General features: G+C 65.2%; 18 protein-coding genes. 5 read left to right on the forward strand and 13 right to left on the reverse strand.

What is annotated here, in order from left to right; translation table 11 throughout:
• Positions 1-210 precede the first annotated feature (210 nt).
• Both CSQ91_RS17730 and CSQ91_RS17735 read left to right on the forward strand, forming a co-directional pair.
• Positions 211-1,155, forward strand: a complete 945-nt coding sequence (locus CSQ91_RS17730; protein ID WP_099389094.1) for a DMT family transporter — start codon at positions 211-213, stop codon at positions 1,153-1,155.
• On the forward strand, positions 1,152-1,658 hold the full coding sequence (locus tag CSQ91_RS17735) for a GNAT family N-acetyltransferase (protein ID WP_070254603.1): 507 nt from the start codon (positions 1,152-1,154) through the stop codon (positions 1,656-1,658). The genes CSQ91_RS17730 and CSQ91_RS17735 overlap by 4 nt, the downstream gene beginning before the upstream one ends.
• A gap of 336 nt (positions 1,659-1,994) precedes the next feature.
• Here CSQ91_RS17735 and CSQ91_RS28980 read toward each other — a convergent pair whose 3' ends face one another.
• Positions 1,995-2,132 carry a hypothetical protein gene (locus tag CSQ91_RS28980; protein ID WP_157751284.1) on the reverse strand — a complete coding sequence of 46 codons (138 nt, stop codon included), beginning with the start codon at positions 2,130-2,132 and terminating at the stop codon, positions 1,995-1,997.
• Between the two features lie 218 nt (positions 2,133-2,350).
• Here CSQ91_RS28980 and CSQ91_RS17740 point away from each other — a divergent pair, with 218 nt between their 5' ends.
• A complete protein-coding gene (locus CSQ91_RS17740; RefSeq protein ID WP_034746290.1) occupies positions 2,351-2,530 on the forward strand; it encodes a hypothetical protein in 180 nt (59 codons plus the stop codon).
• Positions 2,531-2,541: 11 nt separating this feature from the next.
• Here the strand turns inward: CSQ91_RS17740 and CSQ91_RS17745 are convergent, their stop codons facing one another.
• From CSQ91_RS17745 to ada, 12 genes are all read right to left on the reverse strand, one after another.
• The gene (locus CSQ91_RS17745) at positions 2,542-3,972 is read right to left on the reverse strand and encodes an ABC transporter permease/substrate-binding protein (protein WP_099389311.1); all 1,431 of its coding nucleotides are present in this window, start codon (positions 3,970-3,972) and stop codon (positions 2,542-2,544) included.
• 90 nt (positions 3,973-4,062) lie between these two features.
• Positions 4,063-5,289 carry an imidazolonepropionase gene (gene hutI / locus CSQ91_RS17750; protein WP_099389095.1) on the reverse strand — a complete coding sequence of 409 codons (1,227 nt, stop codon included), beginning with the start codon at positions 5,287-5,289 and terminating at the stop codon, positions 4,063-4,065.
• Between the two features lie 12 nt (positions 5,290-5,301).
• A complete protein-coding gene (locus CSQ91_RS17755; RefSeq protein ID WP_099389096.1) occupies positions 5,302-5,877 on the reverse strand; it encodes a HutD/Ves family protein in 576 nt (191 codons plus the stop codon).
• On the reverse strand, positions 5,877-7,253 hold the full coding sequence (locus CSQ91_RS17760; RefSeq protein WP_099389097.1) for a formimidoylglutamate deiminase: 1,377 nt from the start codon (positions 7,251-7,253) through the stop codon (positions 5,877-5,879). The genes CSQ91_RS17755 and CSQ91_RS17760 overlap by 1 nt, the downstream gene beginning before the upstream one ends.
• Entirely contained in the window at positions 7,238-8,026 is a 789-nt protein-coding gene (gene hutG / locus CSQ91_RS17765; protein WP_099389098.1) for an N-formylglutamate deformylase, read from the reverse strand. Before hutG ends, CSQ91_RS17760 begins: the two co-directional genes overlap by 16 nt.
• A 20-nt stretch (positions 8,027-8,046) precedes the next feature.
• On the reverse strand, positions 8,047-9,606 hold the full coding sequence (hutH, locus tag CSQ91_RS17770) for a histidine ammonia-lyase (protein WP_034780488.1): 1,560 nt from the start codon (positions 9,604-9,606) through the stop codon (positions 8,047-8,049).
• Positions 9,607-9,625: 19 nt separating this feature from the next.
• Positions 9,626-11,329, reverse strand: coding sequence for a urocanate hydratase (hutU, locus tag CSQ91_RS17775; protein ID WP_099389099.1), 1,704 nt, complete (start codon positions 11,327-11,329; stop codon positions 9,626-9,628).
• Positions 11,330-11,435: 106 nt separating this feature from the next.
• On the reverse strand, positions 11,436-13,109 hold the full coding sequence (locus CSQ91_RS17780) for an amidohydrolase (protein ID WP_099389100.1): 1,674 nt from the start codon (positions 13,107-13,109) through the stop codon (positions 11,436-11,438).
• Positions 13,110-13,175: 66 nt separating this feature from the next.
• Positions 13,176-13,790 (reverse strand): GNAT family N-acetyltransferase, encoded by a 615-nt coding sequence (locus CSQ91_RS17785; protein ID WP_099389101.1) that lies wholly within the window; start codon positions 13,788-13,790, stop codon positions 13,176-13,178.
• A gap of 145 nt (positions 13,791-13,935) precedes the next feature.
• Positions 13,936-15,594, reverse strand: a complete 1,659-nt coding sequence (locus CSQ91_RS17790; protein WP_099389102.1) for a mechanosensitive ion channel family protein — start codon at positions 15,592-15,594, stop codon at positions 13,936-13,938.
• A 75-nt stretch (positions 15,595-15,669) separates the two neighbouring features.
• The gene (locus CSQ91_RS17795; RefSeq protein ID WP_373630532.1) at positions 15,670-16,359 is read right to left on the reverse strand and encodes a 2OG-Fe(II) oxygenase; all 690 of its coding nucleotides are present in this window, start codon (positions 16,357-16,359) and stop codon (positions 15,670-15,672) included.
• Positions 16,356-17,411: a bifunctional DNA-binding transcriptional regulator/O6-methylguanine-DNA methyltransferase Ada gene (gene ada / locus CSQ91_RS17800; RefSeq protein WP_099389103.1), complete on the reverse strand. Its 1,056-nt coding sequence runs from the start codon at positions 17,409-17,411 to the stop codon at positions 16,356-16,358. The genes CSQ91_RS17795 and ada overlap by 4 nt, the downstream gene beginning before the upstream one ends.
• 180 nt (positions 17,412-17,591) lie before the next feature.
• On the opposite strand from ada, the gene hutC reads away from it, so the two are divergent.
• Both hutC and CSQ91_RS17810 read left to right on the forward strand, forming a co-directional pair.
• Positions 17,592-18,311 (forward strand): histidine utilization repressor, encoded by a 720-nt coding sequence (hutC, locus tag CSQ91_RS17805; protein ID WP_070254615.1) that lies wholly within the window; start codon positions 17,592-17,594, stop codon positions 18,309-18,311.
• Positions 18,312-18,641: 330 nt separating this feature from the next.
• A complete protein-coding gene (locus tag CSQ91_RS17810) occupies positions 18,642-21,965 on the forward strand; it encodes a PAS domain-containing hybrid sensor histidine kinase/response regulator (RefSeq protein WP_034780814.1) in 3,324 nt (1,107 codons plus the stop codon).
• Positions 21,966-21,980: the final 15 nt, after the last annotated feature.

Consider the following 21,980-nt stretch of genomic DNA (forward strand, 5'->3'; position numbering starts at 1 on the left):
ATACTTTGATCTGCAGTGAGGCTGGCATGGCGTCTCCCCTTCAAAGATGCAATTCAGAAAATATTTACTTGATATTAATGTAAATATTTTCATAAATTCAATATTTTCCAGAAGCACTGCGCTGGCTCAATCCCGCGTGTCTCCTGACGGCACATTGGGCAAGCTCGGCCGGGACTCGCCATCCCCGCGCGATATCCGTATACTTGCGCGATGTCCTCTCCTCTCCTGTTCATCATTGCCTGCCTGATCTGGGGCTCCACCTTCTGGGCCATCACCTTGCAGCTGGGCGATGTCGCCCCCGCCGTTTCCGTGGTCTACCGCTTCGGCCTCGCGTCCGCCACCCTGTTTGCCTGGTGCGCCCTGCGCGGCGACCGCTTGCGCCTGCCCTGGCGCGCGCAGCAATGGATGCTGCTGCAGGGACTGGCCTCGTTTGCCCTCAGTTATGTGTGCACGTACAGCTCGGAGCAATATCTGGTGTCGGCCCTCGTCAGCGTGCTGTTTGCCCTGATGGTGTTCTGGACGCCATTGCTCAACCGCATCGCCTTCGGCACGCCCATCACCTGGAGTACCTGCTGCGCGGCGTTTTTCGCCATCTGCGGCATCGTGCTTCTGTTTTACCAGTCCATCGGCGCGGCGCTGCACGATATTCTCGGTGGCGGGAATGGCCATTTCCTGCTCGGTTTCATGCTGGCCCTGGTGGCCACCGTGTCTAGCACGGTGGGCAATGCCCTCGTCATGAAAGTGCGCGAACATTCCGGCAACGTGATGCTGACCATGGCCTGGACCATGCTGTGGGGCACCTTGATGGTGGCCGTCTGGGCCATCGCCACGGGGCAGTCCTGGCAGTTGCCCGCGCGCCCCAGTTACTGGATGGGATTGTTATACCTGGCCATCTTCGGTTCCGTGATCGCCTTCAGCGCCTATTTCACGTTAATCGCCCGCATCGGCACGCAAAAGACCGTGTACATCGGCGTCGTCACACCCGTCATTTCCGTACTGCTGTCGGTGCAGTTCGAACACTACCGGCCCGCCGCCATCGAATGGGTGGGCATGGTGCTGTGCCTGTCCAGCGTGGCCTGGGCCCTGACGTCGGGCGCGCGCAAGACAAGTACCATTGCTTCCCTTTCCACCACTTCACCAACAAAGGCAACATGAGCACCTCTTCCTCCCTCGCCATTCGTCCCGCGACCGCATCCGACGTGGCTGCCATCTTTGGCATGATCCATGAACTGGCCGTGTTTGAAAAACTCGAACACATGATGATCGCCAGGGAATCCATGCTGCACGACAGCCTGTTCGGCGCCCATCCCGCATGCGAAGCGCTGGTCGGCGAAGAACATGGTGAAGTGGTGACCTTCGCCCTGTTCTTCCATAATTTTTCCACCTTCCTGTGCCGCAAGGGTTTGTACCTGGAAGACCTGTATGTGAAGCAATCGGTGCGCGGCAAGGGCTATGGCAAGCAGATGCTGGTGGCGCTGGCGCAACTGGCCGTCGAACGCGATTGCGGCCGCTTCGAATGGTCGGTGCTGGACTGGAATGAAAACGCGATCAACTTCTACAAGGGCATGGGTGCGGACGTGATGCCGGACTGGCGCATCTGCCGGGTCGCCGGCGATGCCTTGACGCAATTGTCGGCGGGTACGCCAAAGCCGGCCTGATTGGAGCGGGAACTGCAAGGAGGGGGAACTGCAAGGAGGGGAACTGTAGCGAGCGGATGCGATTTGTGGCCGAGAAGCGGAACTGTACGCGAGGTACAGTGAGCATCGCAGGCCGCAAGGCGCGCCGCGCAGTAAGTTCCAAAAAAATCCCCGCGGGCTAGCGGCACCGCGGGGTGAACCCATTGTCAAGTGGGAGGGGGGAGAATGCAATCAACGGTTATCAATATAAACGCTGCCGCTTGCCAACACGCCGACCTTTACATTTGCTTACCGGGCCTTACATTTGACTTAAATCTGCCAACCAAGTGTCACCGAGTGTCGCTTGAAAGACACTGATTATTTCCGTGGTTCAATCAATGTGCCGTGCAAACCGATATGTTGTTGCGCAACCCCACTGCCACCCTGCGCATTTTTATAGATTTGGTACACTGTCAAACAGGCGATGCAGCCAGCAACCACGGCAAAAATGACCATGCGACGCTCCTTGAGTATGCTTGAGGGAATCAGGGTCTGCGACGACTGATGATGACCAGGCGAGCAGGGAAGATTCAGTGTGGCATCTTAGGTCTGGGGGGCATTGTGCAATGTCAAACGCGCCAATTTGACGAGGTCATGGCATTTGATATGGCGCAAAGTGGCGGCATTCCGCTCACACAAAATGAACGCATCATTACGCACCTGGGAGCCACATCATGAATGTCTCTGCCAAACCGCTCGTCATGAAAATCTACCGCGCCTACCTGCGCTCCCGCCTGGAACGCTATACGCGCGACTTGCAAGCCATCGCCGAACAGCGCGAGAACGATTTCCAGGCTGAACGCATCCTGCACCAGGCCGTCGTCTCGGTGCGCTCCAAACTGCACTCGCTGTAACCGTGATGCCGTCAGTGCTGCCGGCCGGCCACGGCCCAGCGCTCCACCAGCTCGAACAAGCCTTGCGTCAGCAGGGCCAGCACGGCTGCGGGGATCGCGCCGGCCAGCAGCATGTCGTTGTCATTCAGCGCCAGGCCTATGGTGATGCGCTCGCCATAACCGCCCGCGCCGATGAAGGCGGCGATGGTGGCCGTGCCCACGCTCATCACGGCCGCCGTTTTCACGCCCGCCAGCATCACCGGCAAGGCCAGCGGCAAGTCCACGTGCAGCAGGCGGTCGCGCTTGTTCAAACCCAGCGCCAGCGCCGCCATGCGCAAGCCTTGCGGCACCTGCAAGATGCCCGTGCACGTGTTGCGCACGATGGGCAGCAAGGCATACACGAATAGGGCCACCAGCGCAGGTACGGTGCCGATCATGCCCAGCACGGGGATCAATATCGCCAGCAGGGCCAGCGACGGCACCGTCTGCAGCACGCCGACGAAGGCCAGCACCGTTTGCCGCAGCGGCGCCGAAAACGCCGCCAGCACGCCCAGCGGAATGCCGATCACGCACGCCAATGCCACCGACAGCAGTACCAGGGTCAGATGCTGACGCGTCAGGGTCCACAAGTCGTCGCCGATGATTTTATCGAGCAGATTGCTGCGCGCGGCGGCCGGTTTGTTCGCCTGCGTGCCGGATGCCAGCCACTGCCGCGCCACGTCAGAGAAAGTCTTGCCATCGATTTCCACGGCCGCATTCATGGCGATCATGTCGCTCTCGCTGATGCGTCCCTGCAGCCGCAGCAAAGCCTGCCAAGCGGCGGGAAAACGCTGCGGCACGTCGAGCCGGTACAGGAGCATGGCGTCGTAGCGGGGAAAATACTGCTGCGTATCGGTCAGCACGCGCAAGCCGTACTGGCGGATCTTCGCGTCCGTCGAATAAATGTCGATCACGTCCACCTGGCGCTGCGCCAGCGCTTCATAGGCGATGCCGTGATCGAGCCCGCGCGGGCGCTGCGGCAAGCCATAGCGCGCGGCCAGGCCCGGCCAGCCATCGACCCGGCCGATGAATTCATGCGACAGGCCGAATGTCAGGGCCGGATGCTGCGCCAGCTGGTCCAGGCTGGCGATGGATTTTTCATCACCGCGCATGGCCAGCGCATACGTATTGTTAAAGCCCAGCGGCACGGCCACGCCCAGCCCCAGCGTCGCCAGCTCGCGCCGCATCTGCGCCAGATCGATGGCCTTGTCGTGCTTGAGGATTTCGCTGGCGATGGTGCCCATGTATTCGGCATACACGTCGATGCTGCCCGCCTGCAGCGCAGCGAGCACGATGGCCGTGTTGCCCAGGCCCTGGCGGTGCTGCGCCTTGACGTGCGGCGCGGCGCTCTGCTGGATGATTTCGCCGAGAATATACGATTCCGTAAAGCGCTTCGAGCCCACCTTCAAGGTGCCTCCATCCATGGCATGCGCAGGCGCGGTGGCGAAGAGAAGCGACAACAGCAGATAAAACAGCAAACAAGCAGCACGCACGCGGCGCTCCAGGACGGATGATCAATCCGGCAAGCTTACCACCGGCGCGCGCCAGACACCGCCATGCACCACGCCCGCGCACGGGTTCAGTCCCAGCGCATACGCCAGGTCGGCCGGGCGCGCGATGCGCCACAGGGCGAAATCGGCGCGCTTGCCCACCACCAGGCTGCCCGTCTGGTCCTGCAAGCCCAGCGCGCGCGCCGCGTGGCAGGTAGCACCAGCCAGCGCTTCCTGCGGCGTGAGACGCCACAGGGTGCACGCCATGTTCATCGCCAGCAGTATTGACGTCATGGGCGACGTGCCCGGGTTGCAATCGGTGGACACGGCCATCGGCACGCCAGCCGCGCGCAATGCCGCGACAGGCGGCTGCTGCGTCTCGCGCAAAAAGTAGTACGCGCCAGGCAGCAGCACGGCCACCGTGCCATGTTGCGCCATGGCGGCGATGCCCTCGTCCGACAGGAATTCCAGGTGGTCGGCCGACAGGCCGCCGTAGCGCGCCACCAGCGCCGCACCGCCCAGGTCCGACAGCTGCTCCGCATGCAGCTTGACGGGCAGGCCCAGTGCCCTCGCCGCGTCAAACATGCGCTGCGTTTGCGCCGGCGTAAAGCCGATGCGCTCGCAGAACGCATCGACGGCGTCGACCAGTCCATCGCCAGCCAGCTGGGGCAGCATCTGCGCGCACAGCAGCTCGATGTAGGCGTCGGCCTGGCCCGCATATTCGGGCGGCAGCGCGTGCGCGCCGAGGAAGGTGGTGCGCACGGACACAGGCAGCTCTTGCCCGATGCGGCGCGCCACGCGCAGCATCTTCGTCTCGCTGCCCGCGTCGAGACCGTAGCCGGACTTGATCTCCAGGGTGGTCACGCCCTCGGCCAGCAGCGCCAGCACACGGGGCAGGCTTTGCCGCAGCAATTCATCGTCGCTGGCCGCGCGCGTGGCGCGCACGGTGGACATGATGCCGCCGCCGGCACGGCTGATGTCTTCATAGCTGGCGCCATTCAGGCGCGCCTCGAATTCGTCGCTGCGGTTGCCCGCGTGGACGATGTGCGTATGGCAGTCGATCAGGCCGGGCGTGAGCCAGCAGCCCTGGCCGTCGTGCAGCACGGCGCCGCTGGCCGGCAGCTCGTCGCCGGGACCGAACCACGCGATGCGACCATCCTTGACGGCGATGGCCGCGTCGAGCAGTTCGCCGTAGCCGTGCTCCATGGTGGCCAGGTGGACGTTGTGGATGACCAGATCCCAGTCTTGCATCGCTTTCCCTCCCTAGGTAAACAGGTCGACGCACAAGACGGCCGAACGCTGCAAGGCGTCGAGCCGCCATTCCTGCGCATCGTCGGCGTCCAGCAGCAGCGCATCGTGGCGGGCCAGCGCGAACTGCTGCTCGCCACCGCGCGCCAGCACGTGGCCTTCGCCGGCGACAAACAGCAGGGTCGTCGCGCTGCGCCGTGCCAGCTTGCCCGGCGCCGTGATCTTTTCCAGCTGGTGGCGGCAGCGGTCGCGCCGCGTCATCACATTGAAATCCGTCGTCGTCCCCTTGACCTGCGCAAGCACGGCCGCTTCGCCGGGAAACCACAGCATCGGTTGCGCCGCGCTCAAGGTCACCTTGCGCGTGCCATCGAGCGTCAGCTGCACGCTGTCGCCATCGACCAGCATCAGGCTGCGGTCGATGCCGGGAAAGCTGGAAAACGGCCCGCTGGCCGTGATCGTCGCCAGGCTGATACGCCAGTCAAATTCCATCAGACCGGCACCGGGCGGAGAAATGGCGATTTCCATCGTGCTGCCGCCGCCGTTTTTCCACGGCGCGGCGCGCAGACACTCCTGTGGGATGAAAGTCGCCATCAGAGCGCCCTCAGTTGCGCCAGGGTGCGCTTGTAGCCGGCCGCGATGGCGTCCTGCGCCACATGGCGGCCAGCGCGCACCTGCCACTGGCCGCCGCACAGCACGTCGCGCACCAGGTTGTCGTTGCCGCAGAAAAGCACGCCGCCCAGCACATTTTCGATGGCCACGCCGCACAGGTTCACATGCGTCTCGTCGAGCACCAGCAAGTCGGCGCGGCAGCCCGGCGCCAGGGCACCGAGCTTGCGCCCGGCCGCCTGCGCGCCGCCCTGCAAGGCCGCCTGCCACAGGTAGTCGCCCACATGGCGCTGGTCCGGCGTGGCGGCCACATTGCGCTGCTGGCGCTGCAAGCGCTGGCCATATTCGAGCCAGCGCAATTCCTCGACGGGCGACTGCGATACATGGCTGTCGCTGCCAACGCCGAAACGCCCGCCGGCGGCGATGAATTCGGCCAGCGGGAACAGGCCGTCGCCCAAGTTCGCCTCCGTCGTCGGGCACAGGCCCGCCACGGCGCCGCTCGTAGCCATCAGCGCCACTTCATCGGGCTGCACATGCGTGGCATGCACGAGGCACCAGCGCGCATCGACGTCGACCTGGTCGTACAAGTACTGCACCGGACGCCGGCCGCTGTAATCGAGACTCTGGCGCACTTCGCCCTGCTGTTCGGCGATGTGGATGTGGATGGGGCGATCCGGGGGCAGCGCTTGCGCCACTTCGCGGATCTGCGCCACGCCAGCGGCCCGCAGCGAGTGCGGCGCAAAGCCCACCTCCACCTGCCCGCCGCGCTGCGGCGCCAGCGCTTCGACGATGCGCAGCACATCTTGCGCATCGGTGCGGAAGCGCGCCTGCTCCGCTTTCAACGCCTGCTCGCCGAAGCCTGCATGGCTGTACAGCACGGGCAGCATGGTCATGCCGATGCCGCTGATGCGCGCCGCGGCCAGCACCCGTTCGGCCGTTTCGGCGGGACGCGCATACAGCGCACCGGCCATATCGCGCTGCAGGTAGTGGAATTCGCACACCGCCGTGTAGCCATGGCGCAGGCATTCGGCAAACAGCTGCGCGGCGATGCTTTCCATCTGCTCCGGCGTGATGTGGCGCGCGAAACGGTACATCAGGTCGCGCCAGGTCCAGAAACTGTCCGGCCCATCCCCCGCGACTTCCGTCATGCCGCCCAGCGCCCGCTGGAAGGCATGCGAATGCAGGTTGACCATGCCGGGCAAGACATATTCGGCCACTTCGGCGCCGGCAGGCGACGCGGCGTTTTCCGCCACCGCCGTCAAATCGCCGGCCGCGTCCCACTCCAGCAGCACGTCGCGGCGCCAGCCCTGCGGCAGCAGCGCGTGGCGCGCGAACAGCCAGCCGCTCAACGCGCCACCCATGCCACGGCCGCTTCCATCATCTGGCGCAGCAGCGGCTGCACTTGCGCCGCCAGGTCGGGCCGGTAGCCAAATGGCGCTGCCTCATCCATGTACAGGCACTGGCACATCTCCAGCTGGATCGCATGCACGCGGCTTGCCGGCTGGCCGTAATGGCGCGTGATGTGACCGCCCTTGAAGCGGCCGTTCAGCGCCACGGTAAAGGCATCCTGCGCGCGCGCGATATCGACCACGGCGGAGGTGAGGCCCGCATCGCAGCTGGCGCCATCGGCAGTACCGAAGTTCAGGTCGGGCAGCTTGCCGTCAAAGAAGCGCGGCACGCGCGAGGCGATGGAATGGGCATCCCACAGCACCACGGCGCCATGCATGCGCAGCAGACGGTCCAGTTCCGCGCGCAGCTGCGCATGATACGGCGCCCAGTAGCGCTGCAAGCGCTGCCGCACATCCTGCGCATCGGGTTCGCGGCCAGCCAGGTACAGCGGCTCGCGGTGAAAGGTATCATTGGGCAGCAAGCCCGTCGTATCCTGGCCCGGATACAGATTCGTGTCTTCCTGCGGGCGGTTCAAGTCGATGGTGTAGCGCGACCAGCGCGCCGACAGCACGGATGCATCCATCTCCTGCAAAAAGCCATACAGCTCGCGCAGATGCCAGTCCGTGTCGGCCTTGATCAAGGCCTGCGGCGTCATGCGCGCGGCGATATCGTCCGGTATGTCGGTGCCCACGTGGGGCATCGACACGAGCAGCGGGATGCTGCCTTCGTTGAAGCGAAAATCCATGCTTGTCTCCTTGCTCCCGCTCAGGCGTACAGCGGGGCGAACAAATTCTTGCACGTGCTGCTCAACTCACCCTGCAGCACCATCTGCTTGGCCGCTTCGATATCGGGCGCGAAGAAACGGTCGGCGTCGAAGAACGGCACCTTCTGGCGCAGCTGCTGGTGGACATGCTCGAGGTGCGGCGAGGTTTTCAGCGGACGGTGGAAATCGATGCCCTGCGCGGCGGCCAGCAGCTCGATGCCGACGATGACGGCCGTGTTGTGCGCCATGTCGTCCAGGCGGCGCCCGGCGAACGTGGCCATGCTCACATGGTCTTCCTGGTTGGCGGAAGTCGGCAGGCTGTCGACGCTGGCCGGATGGGCAAGCGACTTGTTTTCCGATGCCAGCGCGGCAGCCGTCACGTGGGCGATCATGAAGCCGGAATTGACGCCCGGGTCGCGCACGAGGAAGGGCGGCAAGCCGGACAGGGTGGCGTCGATCAGCAGCGCGATGCGGCGCTCGGCCAGCGCGCCGATTTCGGAAATCGCCAGCGCCAGGGTGTCGGCGGCAAAGGCCACCGGCTCGGCGTGGAAGTTCCCGCCCGAGACGATTTCCGCCTGTCCGTTGGGACCATCCTGGAAGATCAGCGGATTGTCCGTGACGGCATTGGCTTCGATCAACAGGGTGCGGCCGACGTTGACGATCAAATCGAGGCAGGCGCCCATGACTTGCGGCTGGCAGCGCAGGCTGTAAGGGTCCTGCACGCGCTCGTCGCCTTCCAGGTGCGAGGCGCGGATCGCGCTGTGCGCCACCAGCTGGCGGTACATCTGCGCGGCCAGGATCTGTCCGGGCTGCCCGCGCACGGCGTGCACGCGCGCGTCAAACGGCGCATCGCTGCCCTTGGCCGCGTCGAGCGACAGCGCCCCCGTCACCATGGCCGCTTCCAGCAGGCGTTCGGCCATGAACAGACCATGCAGCGCCAGCGCGTTCGACACTTGCGTGCCGTTGATCAGCGCCAGGCCCTCTTTCGCCGCCAGCACCACGGGCGCGATACCCGCCTGCGCCAGCGCTTCCGGAGCCGCCATCAATTCACCGTTGACGCGCACGTCGCCCACGCCCAGCATGGCCAGCGTCATGTGCGACAGCGGCGCCAGGTCGCCCGAGGCGCCGACGGAACCCTTGGCGGGAATGGCCGGCATGATGCCCGCGTTGTACAGGGCGATCAATGTATCGACGATCAGCGGGCGCACGCCGGAAAAACCGCGCGCCAGGCTGCCGATCTTCATCAGCATGATCAGGCGCACGACGGCATCCGACAGCAGTTCTCCCGTGCCGACGGAGTGCGACAGGATCAGGTTGCGCTGCAATTGCTCGAGCTTTTCATCGGGGATGCGCGTCTTGGCGAGCAGGCCGAAACCCGTGTTGATGCCATATGCCGCATCGCCCTTGGCGACGATGGCTTGCACGGCGGCGGCCGACGCTTCGATGACGGGATAGGCCTCGGCGGCGAGGGTCAATTTTGCCGGCGCGGCCCAGACGGCGCGCAGGTCGGCCAGGGTCATCGCGCCAGGTTTTAACGTCCAACTTTTGGAGTGCTGTGTCATAGTCATTCGCGTCTAAGTCTCAAGGAAGCATGGGAAGAATCAGGCCGTTGCGCTTGGCGCAGGCGGCCGCTGTTTCGTAGCCGGCATCGGCATGGCGCATCACGCCAGAGCCGCTGTCGTTGACCAGTACCCTGGCCAGGCGTTTCGCCGCCGCTTCGCTGCCGTCGGCCACGATGACCATGCCCGCATGCTGAGAATACCCCATTCCCACGCCGCCGCCATGGTGCAGCGCAACCCAGGTGGCGCCGCCGGCCGTGTTCAGCATGGCGTTCAGCAGCGGCCAGTCGGAAACGGCGTCCGTGCCGTCCTTCATGCTTTCCGTCTCGCGGTTCGGGCTGGCGACGGAACCCGTGTCCAGGTGGTCGCGGCCGATGACGATGGGCGCCTTCAGCTCGCCCGTGCGCACCATCTCGTTGAAGGCCAGGCCGGCGATGTGGCGCTCGCCCAGTCCCAGCCAGCAGATGCGCGCCGGCAGGCCCTGGAAGGCGATGCGCTCGCGCGCCATGTCCAGCCAGTGGTGCACCTGTTTATGGTGCGGGAACAGCTCCTTGATCTTCGCATCCGTTTTGTAGATGTCTTCCGGGTCGCCCGACAAGGCCACCCAGCGGAATGGGCCGCGGCCCTCGCAGAACTGCGGGCGGATGTAGGCTGGCACGAAGCCGGGGAAATCGAAGGCGTTCTGCACGCCCTGGTCGAACGCCACCTGGCGGATATTGTTGCCATAGTCGACGGTGTGCACGCCCATGGCGTGGAAATCGAGCATGGCTTGCACGTGGGCGGCGCAGGAATCGGCGGCGGCCACCGTCAGGCGCGCATGGCGCTGCGGGTCCTGCTGCGCCGCCTTCCAGTCCGACACGCTCCAGCCGCGCGGCAGATAGCCGTTGACCAGGTCGTGCGCGGACGTCTGGTCCGTCACCAGGTCCGGCACCAGGCCGCCCGCTTTCGCGCGGCGCACCAGTTCCGGCAGCACTTCGGCCGCGTTGCCCAGCAAGCCGATGGAAATGGCTTCCTTGCGCTCCGTATGATACTTGACCAGTTCCAGGGCTTCGTCCAGGCTGGCCGCCTGCTTGTCCAGGTAACGCGTACGCAAACGGAAATCGATGCTGCTTTGCTGGCATTCGATATTGAGCGACACGGCGCCCGCCATGGTGGCGGCCAGCGGCTGCGCGCCGCCCATGCCGCCCAGGCCCGCCGTCAGGATCCAGCGCCCGCCCCAGTCGCCGCCGAAATGCTGGCGGCCCGCTTCGGCGAAGGTTTCATACGTGCCCTGCACGATGCCCTGCGTGCCGATATAGATCCAGCTGCCGGCCGTCATCTGGCCGTACATGAACAGGCCCTGGCGATCGAGTTCGTTGAAATGTTCCCAGTTGGCCCATTTCGGCACCAGGTTGGAGTTCGCGATCAGTACGCGCGGCGCATCCGCGTGGGTCTGGAACACGCCCACCGGCTTGCCGGACTGGATCAGCAAGGTCTGGTCGTCTTCCAGCTCGCGCAAGGAGGCGAGGATCTGGTCGAAACAGGCCCAGTTGCGGGCCGCGCGGCCGATGCCGCCATAGACGACCAGGTGCTGCGGATTTTCCGCCACTTCCGGGTCCAGGTTGTTTTGCAACATGCGGTAGGCCGCCTCGGCCTGCCAACTCTTGCAAGCCATGACCGTGCCGCGCGGGGCGCGGATGGTACGGCTGGCATCAAAGCGTGGATCGGTGTCCATTGTGCTGTTCATGCTGTCTCCTCGTAGGGTGCGAGCGGGCGTACTTGGCCCGCTCTGGTGCTACCAGCATAGGTTGTCTATACAACCAAGTCAACAGATTTTTGCAAGCCCAAAGTCGCTATTTTTTCTCGAACACGCGCTTGCCCGCCACCCACGTTTGCAGCACCTGCGTCTTGCCGATGGCCTTGGGTTCGACCTTGAACAGGTCCTGGTCGACGACGACGAAGTCCGCCCACTTTCCCGCTTCCAGGGTGCCGATGACCTTTTCCTGGTGCGCCGCCCAGGCCGCGTCGAGGGTGAAACAGCGCAGTGCTTCCGTCACCGTCATCGCTTGCTGCGGGTACCAGCCACCGGCAGGGAAGCCTTCGCTATTCTGCCGCGTCACGGCCGCGTGGATGCCCTCGAACGGGTTCGGCGACTCGATGGGGAAATCGGAACCGCAGGCGATGCGCGAGCCCTGCTTGAGGAAGGTGCGCCACGCATACGCGCCCTTGATGCGCTCGTGACCCACGCGCTGCTCCGCCATGTTCTGGTCCGAGGTGGCGTGCGTCGGCTGCATCGACGGCACGATGCCCAGCGCCTTGAAACGGGGGATGTCGGACAACTGCACCACCTGCGCGTGCTCCATGCGGTGGCGCAGGCCCACGCTGCGGTATTGCGCGGTCAAGGCCTGGTAGCCATCGAGGATCTGATGGTTGCCCGCGTCGCCGATGGCGTGCACATTGACCTGGTAGCCGGCGCGCATGGCTTTTTCCATCTTCGCGCGCATGGCAGCGTCAGGGTAGAACAGCAGGCCGCTGGTAGCAGGATCGTCGCTGTACGGCGCCAGCAAGGCCGCGCCGCGGCTGCCCAGGGCACCGTCGGACAGCAGTTTCACGGCGCGCAAGGCGTACATGTCGCGCGCATAGCTATTTACAGGGCCGTTTTTCGACAGCGCGTCGAAGTCGTCCGTCGTATCCGCGATCATGCCGTACACGCGCACCGTCAGCTTGCCGTGGTCCGCGTAATCGCGGAACAGCCGGTCCTGCATCTGGCCGATGCCCGCATCGTGCACGCTGGTCAGGCCCGCTTGCGACAGCTGCGCCAGCGCGCCATCGAGGGCGGCGCGGTTTTCCACGTCGCCCGGCTTGGGCAGCACGGCATCCATCAAGTCCATGGCGTTGTCGACCAGCACTCCAGTGGCATTGCCGTCCGCGTCGCGTTCGATCTTGCCGCCCGCCGGATCTTGTGTGGCGCGCGTGATGCCGGCAAGCGCCAGCGCGCGGCTGTTGGCCCAACCCGCGTGGCCATCGACCCGGCGCAGCCACACGGGCCGCGCGCTTTCCGCCGCATCGAGTTCGGCTGCCGTGGGAAAGCGTCCCAGCTTCCAGATTTCCTGGTTCCAGCCATTGCCGACGACCCAGCTGCGCTCGGGATGCGCTTTGGCGAAGTCGCCCACGGCCTGCACGGCGGCCGGCAGCGAGGCAGAACCGTACAGCATCACGCCGCTGGCGATCGTCCCCAGGCCGAACACGTGACCATGCGCGTCGATCAGGCCTGGCAGCACGGTTTTTCCCTGCACGTCGACATGGATGGCGCCCTTGGCCGCCTTGCGTTTCACCTGCGCGGCGCTGCCGACGGCGAGCAGCTTGCCCGCGTCGTCAAAGGCCAGCGCCGTGAAACGCAGCACCTTGCCGGCTGCGTTGAGCGTATAGCCGTTGGCATTGTCGATGACGGTATCGGCATGCGCGTGGCCGAGGGCCCCCAGGCAGGCGAGCGTGAGCAGGGTGCGGCGCAGTGGCAGGGTCGGCATTTCCATCTCCAGGTCTTTTAGTCGTTAGCAAAAAGACGAGTGTATAGAAATTGGCAAAATGGTCAATCAGGCAGCGCGGGGCGCTCGTACCATCAGCCAGTAATCGCAGCCCGTGACGGCTTCCGCGTAGCGGCCCGCTGCCACGAAGCCAAGACGGGCATAGAACGGCAGGCTGCGCTCGTTGTAGGTCTCCAGGAAGCACGCGGCGCCAGCAGCATCGACGGCCGCCAGTCCCGGCGCCAGCACGGACGCGCCCAGCCCCTGCCCTTGCGCGGCGGGAGCGATGCCGGCGATCGACAGATACCAGGCATCCTGCAAACCGTGCGACGCCAGCGCGTGCTCCATGTTCGCGACGATGGCCGTGAAATGCGCGAATCCCTGCTCCCCCAGCAGCGCGCGCAAGGCGGCTTCGCGCTGCGCATAGGCCGCCTGGCGCTGGGCCGCCGGCGTATCCGTCGTCCAGATGGCGGCGCCATTGCCCGCGTCATCCGCCAGGTCGACGCGCCCCGCCTGGCGGCCTTCTTCCAGCGCCAGCGCGAAGTAGGCTTCCAGCATGGCCAGCCGCGCCGTTTCATCGGCGCCGCACGCTACCGTGACGGTGCGGTAGAACGGATCGCCGGTCAGGGCGGCGGCCAGGCTGCGGACGGTGCGGGAGGATTCGATGTTGGATGGGCTGGACATGGTTCTCTTTCTGTTCATTGAAACGCCCGGCATCTTAACGCAAGCGCGCAGGCCTTGCGCCCGGTCAATGCCACCAGGGCGCCATGGGCATACCCTGGCATTTTCACGCGAAGCGCGCCATGGCCGGGCAGCATGTCGCGTGACCTTATTTGGCCCCGTCCTCCGGCTTTTGCGCCGGCGCCCTGAACCACTGCTCCGGCGGCACCACATGCGACTCTTTCGGGTCATCGATGTAGTGCGGCGAGGTGATCTGCACGTCGAATTCGTTGAAGACGTCGATGATGTTCTGGTGCAAGCGGTTCAGTACTTCGGCGCGCTGGCGGGGGACTTCGGCGCTGGCGTAGGCGACGAGGCGGTATTGCACGTAGTAATCTTGCAGGGCCAGCTGCATCACGTACGGTTTCGGCGTGGTCGACAGTTCCGTCGTGCGCGAGGCAGCCAGTTCCAGCATGGCGTGCACTTGCCGCCAAGGCGTGGCATAGCCGATGGTGACGGTGGAGTCGAGCACGAAGCCGCCACCGGGCTGGGCGCGCGAATAGTTCTTTGTCGTTTGCGACATCACCCAGGCGTTTGGCAAGGCCACCTCTTCCCCGAGGCCCGTGCGCAGCCGCGTTTCGAACATGCCCACGTCGACCACCGTGCCTTCGCTGTCGCCCACGCGCACGTATTCGCCCTTGCGCAGGGCCCGCGTGTACATCAGGATCAGGCCGCTGGCGCCCTGGCCCACGATGCTCGACGCGCCGATCGACACCATCAGGCCCACCAGCACGGACAGTCCCTGGAAGGCGGCCGTGTGCGAGCCGGGCAGATACGGATACGCCATGGCCAGCGCGAACAGCCAGATCACCACGCTGGCGATGCGGCGCGTCGGCAGGGCCGTGTCCTTGTCCAGCCAGCCGATTTGCAATTCGCCGCTTTCCACGCGCTTGAACAGCGAGGCGGCCGTGGCGGCGATCAGGCGCGCGATGGCGAAGATCACGCAGACCAGCACCAGCCCCGGCAAGGCGCCGATGATGGCGTGGAAGACGTCGGCGGCCACGTCGAACAAATAGCCGCTCAGGCTTTCGCCCCAGGAACGCGTGTAGGGCAGGCGGCCCAGCACGAAGGCGGCCCACAGATACGTGGCCATCAGGCGCAAGCCCCACAGCACGGCGCTGAGCAGCTGATACGCGAAGGCGATGTAGTGTTCGGCATCGAGCACGCGCACATTCTTCAGGCGCACGTCGCGCAGGCGCGAGGCCAGCAGGATGCCGCTGCGGCGCTTGGCCCAGTGATACAGGCGCGTCAAGCCCATCCACACCAGCCAGAACACGAGGGTGGCGGCCGCGCACACGGCGGCCGCGATCGACAGGTAGCGCCAGCTGCCCTGTTCGCGGTAATCGAGCACGGCCTTGCTCAACTCGGCGGCGGCCGTTTTCGCCACGCTTTCCGTCGTGTCGCCGGCCAGCTGGTTGACGTCGCCAGGCACGACGACGAACAGCTGCACGCCATCGAGCAGCACTTGCGTGCCTTCGGGAATCATCCGCGTGCTCGTCTGCAAGGGGCCATTCTTGGCCAGCACGCCTTCCAGCCGGCGCTGCGCGCCGATGGCCCGCTCATCGGGCGGATAGCCGGCCAGCGCGGCTCGGAAGACAAACACCTTGCGGTTGGCAAACATCAGCGGCGCCGTCCTGGCCGCAGCAGCCTGCGACGGCGCCACGACGGACGCGGCCTCCGCAACAAGCGCCGGCACGCCGTCGTCCGCATGGGCTGCGGGCAGCAGGAAAATGGTCAACAGGCACAACAGGCGGAGCAGCGCGGACATGGCAGAAATGAAAGAGTGACAAGAAGCAGCCATCATGCCATGTAATCCTGGAAACTCAAGCGCCGCTGCTACCGTTCAGCTCGCATCATGAAAAATGATGCCCAGGGTGTGGCGCAAGCCCGAACGCAGGCGCGACACGCCATGGCGCATGTTGACGCGGTAACTGCCGCGCGTGCCGTTGACGGGCCGTTGCGCGACAGGAAAGAGCACGGCGTCGCCCTGCGCCAGCGGCACGACCTCCAGGCGCGACTGCATGCGCGGGCGCTGCTCCGTCAGCACGAACTCGCCGCCCGTGAAATCCTCGTGCGGGCGCGACAACAATACGGCCAGTTGCAGCGGAAACACGTGCTCGCCATACAGATCCTGGTGCAGGCAGTTGTAATCGCCCTCGCGATAGCGCAGCAGCAAGGGCGTAGGCCGGGTTTGTCCCGCCGCATGACAGCGCGCGAGAAAATCCCCGTGCGCCACAGGAAAGCGGCTGTCGATGCCCATGCTGGCGTGCCAGCGGTTGGCAATGGCCGCCAGCGGCGGATACAAGGCAGCACGCAGCTCGGCGACCGGCTGCGGCAGCGGATAGGCCCAATACTGGTACTCGCCCTGGCCAAAACCATGGCGCTGCATCACCACACGGCTGCGAAAACGCGCTGATTCTTCGTACTGGGCAGCCAGCGCCGCGCAGGCATCCGCGGCCAGCAGGGCCGGCATGACGGCACAGCCGTATTGATTCAGCTCATCCTCGATCTGCTGCCAGTCCAGCGCCCTCACCGTTCCCCCTCGCGCTCGAGCAGCGCCTGCTTGCGCTCCACGCCCCAGCGGTAGCCGGACAGCGCGCCATCGTTGCGCACCACGCGGTGGCAGGGGATGGCGACGGCCAGGGCATTCGCGGCGCAGGCACCGGCCACGGCGCGCGCGCCTTGCGGGGCGCCGATGCGCCGCGCCAGCTCGGCATAGCTGACCGTGCTGCCGGCGGGAATCTCGCGCAAGGCTTGCCACACGCGCTGCTGGAACACCGTGCCGCGCACGTCGAGCGGCAAGTCCAGGCCCAGGCCTGGCGCTTCGACCAGGCCGACGACTTGCGCCACCGTCTGCTCGTACTCGGGCTCGGCGCCGCGCAGCTCGGCACGGGGAAAGCGGTCCTGCAAGTCGCGCAGCAGCACTTCCGGGTCGTCATCGATCAAAATCGCGCAAATGCCCTTGTCCGTGCTGGCCACGAGGATGGCGCCCAGCGAGCAGGCGCCGATGGCGAAACGGATCACGGCGCCGCTGCCGCCGTCGCGGAACGCGCCCGGCGTCATGCCCAGCAAGCCTGGCGTGGCGGCATACAGGCGGCCGCTGGAATTGAAGCCGGCCGCGTATAACGTTTCCGTGACATTGCCCGCGCCCTGCAAGCCGGCCTTGAGGCGCTCGCCGCGCCGCGCCGCCGCATATGCTTTCGGCGTGATGCCCGTGTGCGCCTTGAAGACGCGGTGAAAGTGAAAGCGGCTCATGCCGGCGGCCCTGGCAAGGCTGTCCAGGTCGGGCAGCTCGTCGCTGGCGTCGATCAGGCGGCAGATATCGGCCACGATGGCCGCCTGGCGCTGGGCCAGCGGCGGCAGATTCGGCTTGCAGCGCTGGCAGGGACGAAAGCCGGCCGCCTCCGCCTGCTCGCAGCTGGCATGGAAAGCCACGTTGCGGCGCAAGGCAGGGCGCGCCGCGCAAGATGGCCGGCAATACACGCCCGTCGTGCGCACCGAATAGTAAAAGACGCCATCGGCGTCGGGCGCGCGCCGCTGCAAGGCATCCCAGCGTTCATCGTCAGTCAGGTAAGCGTGTTCCATGGCGAACTCCGTGCAAGTCTATAGTCAATCTCCAGCATAGCCAGCGCCCATGCGCGCCGCACTCCGGCGCTTGCTTTTGAATTCAAAAAAGGCTGGCGGCAGGCATCGTGCTCGGTGCTAAAATCGGCCATCGCGCCTCCAACCGGCGGCGCGCCCTGCCCGTGCCCCGGAGAAACCGCATTGGACGACCACAATACACAAGAAAATACGCCCATTTTCCAGCGCATCAAGGATTTTCTGCTGGCCGGCATCGCTGCCGGACGCTGGAAGGAAGGCGACGTGATTCCCTCCGAGCAAGCGCTGGTGAAGCAATTCGGCGTCTCGCGCATGACGGTCAACCGCGCCGTGCGCGAACTGACCAGCGAGCAGGTGCTGACGCGGCGCCAGGGATCCGGCACCTATGTGGCGCAGCAAAAGTACCAGGCGACCTTGTTGGAAATCAAGAGTATCGCCGATGAAGTGCGCGCGCGCGGACATATCCACCGCAGCAGCTTGCAATTGCTGGAACGCACCAAGGCGTCCGACCTGCTGGCCAAGCAATTTGGATTGCCGCCGGAACACCCGCTGTTTCATTCGCTGATCGTGCATTTTGAAAACGGCGTGCCGATCCAGGTGGAAGACCGCTGGGTCAATCCCGAGTGCGCGCCCGACTACATGACGCAGGATTTTTCCAGCATCACGCCGAACGAATACCTGATGGCCGCCGCGCCCCTGCAAGGCGCCACCTACAGCATCGAAGCGCTGTCGGCGCCGCGCGACATCGCCGAAATGCTGGCCATCGACACCAAACAGCCTTGCCTGGTGCTGCGCCGCCAGACCCGCTCGGGCGGCAAGATCGCCTCGATCGCCACCATGTGGCATCCCGGACACCGCTATCAGTTCGCCGGCAGTTTTAGCTAAGGCTATCGCCTCGATTGAGTAGCACGATTTCGCGCCAACTTTCTCACGAATTCTCACCAAATCGCGAAAAAAACAGCCATTTCGGGGTGAAAAAAATCCCGTTTTGGCCGTTTCTGAAACTAAATACTCCGAGTAAATATTCGATGCTATAGTTGCCGCCAGAAAGCGCCGCAGGCGTTTATTTGAGCGCGCCTCATGTACTGCCAGCCTAGTCCAATCACGCCCCAGAAAGGGATGCATTTGTCGTATTGCAGCCACACGAGTTTCAGCGCACCACGCCCTCGGCGCCCTGCGCTGCGCCGGCTCGCTCATACGATGCTGGCGGCAGGCATGGCGCTTTCGCTGCCGGTGCAGGCGGCGGCGCCCGGCATGGCGCCGGCATTGCTGTGGCCATATGCTGCCGCCAGTGCCACCGCCCTGGCGGGACTGGCTTGCTGGCAAGCCTGGCGCTTGCGCCAGCAGTTGCGCCGCCAGCCCCAGCCCGCGCATGCCCAGGCTGAGCAGGATGCCATGCAAGCCTTGCGCGGCGCCACCATGGCCGGCTGGACCTGGCGGCGCCAGTCCGACCGTCTGCAATTCGCGCCCCAATACCAGGACGTCCTGGGCGACAAGCATGCCCAGCTCGAGCATGCACTGGCCGACTGGCTGGCCGAAGTCCACCGCGATGACCGCGCGCGCCTGAGCCTGGCCTTTCGCCAGCATCTGGACGGCCAGACGCCCGGCACCTTCAATTGCGAATTCCGTTTGCGTCACAGCGACGGCCACTGGCGCTGGCTGCTGGCGCGCGGCGCCGTCCTGTCGCGCGCCTCGGATGGCGCCGCCACGCAGGCCAGCGGCATCGTCTGCGATATCAGCGAGCGCAAACAGGACGAGCAATCGCGCATGCGCTCGATGCTGGAAGCGGCGCCCGAAGCCATGCTGGTGGCCGACGTCGAGGGCAAGGTGCATTATGCCAACCAGATCGGCGCGCGCTGCTTCGGCTATCCGCTGGCCGAATTGACAGGCATGTCGCTGGAGCAATTGGTACCGGAAAGCACGCCCAGCCAATCCGTGGGCGACCCGCAAGGTCGGCACAGCCTGCCGGGCCGGGTGATGATGGCGCGGCGCCGCGACGGCACGCACTTCCCCGCCAAGGTCAGCCTGTCGCCGCTGCGCATGGCCGGGCAAGTGTTTTCCATCGTCTCGCTGCGCGACATGACGCAGCGGCAACGCGCCGAGGAAGCGCTGCACGCCAGTTCGGAACGCTACCGCCTGATCGTGCAGACGGCCGCCGAAGGCATCTGGATGACGGATGCGAACGGCAAGACCACGTTCGTCAACCCGAAGATGGCGCACATGCTGGGCTACACGGTGCAGGAAATGCTGGGCCGTCCCCTGCTCGACTTCATGGACCGCGACAGCCAGTTGCTGATGCAGCGCCGCCTGGCCAGCCATGGCAGCTTCGCCAGCCAGCCGGACCAGGTCGATTTCCGCTTCTTCCGCAAGGATCAGTCCAGCCTGTGGGGCTTGCTGTCGAGTACCAGCATCCAGTCGGACAATGGCGAACCGGGCGGCACCCTGGCGATGATTACCGACATCACGGAGCGGCGCCAGGCATCGATCGCGCTGTCGAACTCAAGCCAGCGCATGGCGTCCGTGTTCGGCGCCGTGACAAATGGCCTGGTGGTGCAGGACAGCCACGGCCACATATTGGAAAGCAACGCCGCCGCCGAACGCATGCTGGCGGCCAGTCCGGCCGGCAACAGCCTGTGGCAAGCCATCCGCGAAGACGGTTCCGCCTTCGACCAGCGCAGCCATCCCGTGCACATCACCCTGTCGACGGGCGAGGCCATGCGCGACGTGCTGATGGGCGTGCAGCAGCCCGACGGCAGCCTGTCGTGGCTATCCGTGAATACGGAAGCCATCCGCGATGAGTACGGCAAGGTGGGCATGGTCGTGGCCAGCCTGACGGACATCACGTATCACAAGCGCAGCGAAAGCGCCTTGCGCGAACTCAATGAACATCTGGAAGAGCGCGTGGCGCAGCGCACGGAGCAGCTGGACCAGGCCAAGCAGGTGGCCGAAGAAGCGAGCCTGGCGAAGGGACAATTCCTGGCCAACATGAGCCATGAAATCCGCACGCCGATGAATGGCGTGATCGGCATGGCGTATCTGGCCCTGAAGACGGACCTGGAACCGCGCCAGCGCGACTACCTGGAAAAAATCCGCTTCGCCGGAGAACACTTGCTGGGCATCATCGACGATATCCTCGACATCTCGAAAATCGAGGCAGGCAAGCTGGAAATCGAGCGCGTCAACTTCAGTTTCGACCATGTGGTGCAAACACTGATGACGGTGGTGGCGCCACGCGCCGCCGGCAAGAACCTGGAACTGCTGTTCGAGATCGACCCGCAATTGCCCGCCGTGCTGGTGGGCGACCCGCTGCGCCTGGGGCAGGTGCTGATCAACTACGCCAATAACGCCATCAAGTTCAGCGAACAGGGCAGCATTACCGTGAAAGTGCGCCGGGTGGTGGCGGACGCGAAACACTGCCTCGTGCGCTTTGAAGTGTGCGACCACGGCATCGGCCTGTCGCAGGATGAAATGAGCAAGCTCTTCCAGTCCTTCCAGCAGGCCGACACCTCCACCACGCGCGAATATGGCGGCACGGGCCTGGGCCTGGCCATCTGCAAGCAGCTGGCACAGCTGATGGGTGGCGACGTGGGCGTCGACAGCCGTCCCGGCGCCGGCAGCACCTTCTGGTTCACGGCCAACCTGGGCATTTCCGACCAGGCCGCACCCGCCATGCTTGACAGCATGGTGCAGACGGCGGCCGCCATGCGCGCCAGCGCCGACGCGGCCCTGGTGATGCGCACACTCAAACATGCGCGCATCCTGCTGGTGGAAGACAATACGTTCAACCAGCAAGTGGCGCTGGAATTGCTGGAGGAAGCAGGCGCCTCCGTCTGCCTGGCCAACAATGGCGAAGAGGCGCTCGACCTGCTGCGCCAGACGCAGTTCGACTGCGTGCTGATGGACGTGCAGATGCCGCTGATGGATGGCTTGCAGGCAACGCGCCACATCCGCGCCGACCCGCAGCTGGCGCACCTGCGCGTGCTGGCCATGACGGCCACGGCCACCAGCGAAGACCGCGTGCGCTGTCTGGAAGCGGGCATGGACGATTTCATTTCCAAGCCCATCCAGCCGGCCATGATGTACCAGACCATCGCCAGCTGGCTGCCGGCGCACGAAACGCCGCCGCCACCGGCGCGCAGCCGCGCCGCGCCCGCCTTCAAGACCACCCTGGCCGGCGACCCGCAAGTGATCGACCTGTCCATCCTGGCCAAATTGCTGGGCTACAACCCGGAAAAGGTGCGCAAGTTCGCCTTCAAGTTCCTGCAGACCACGCAGGATGGCTTTGGCGACATCGATGCGGCCCTGGCGCGCGGCGACGTGCAGCAGGTGCGCGAACTGGGGCACCGCATCAAGTCGTCGGCGCGCACCGTGGGCGCCCTGGGGCTGGCCGAACTGTGCCACAACCTGGAAACCCTGGCGCCGGGCGAACCGGCCGACGAGGCAGAGCGGGCACGGCGCATCGTTACGCGCCTGTGGCCCCTGCTGGAACAGATTACCGAACAAATCATGAATAACACCAGCTTTGCCAATGACGATTAGCTATCGCCAAATTGG

The sequence above is a fragment of the Janthinobacterium sp. BJB301 genome (assembly GCF_002735685.1).
Lineage (GTDB): Bacteria > Pseudomonadota > Gammaproteobacteria > Burkholderiales > Burkholderiaceae_D > Janthinobacterium > Janthinobacterium lividum.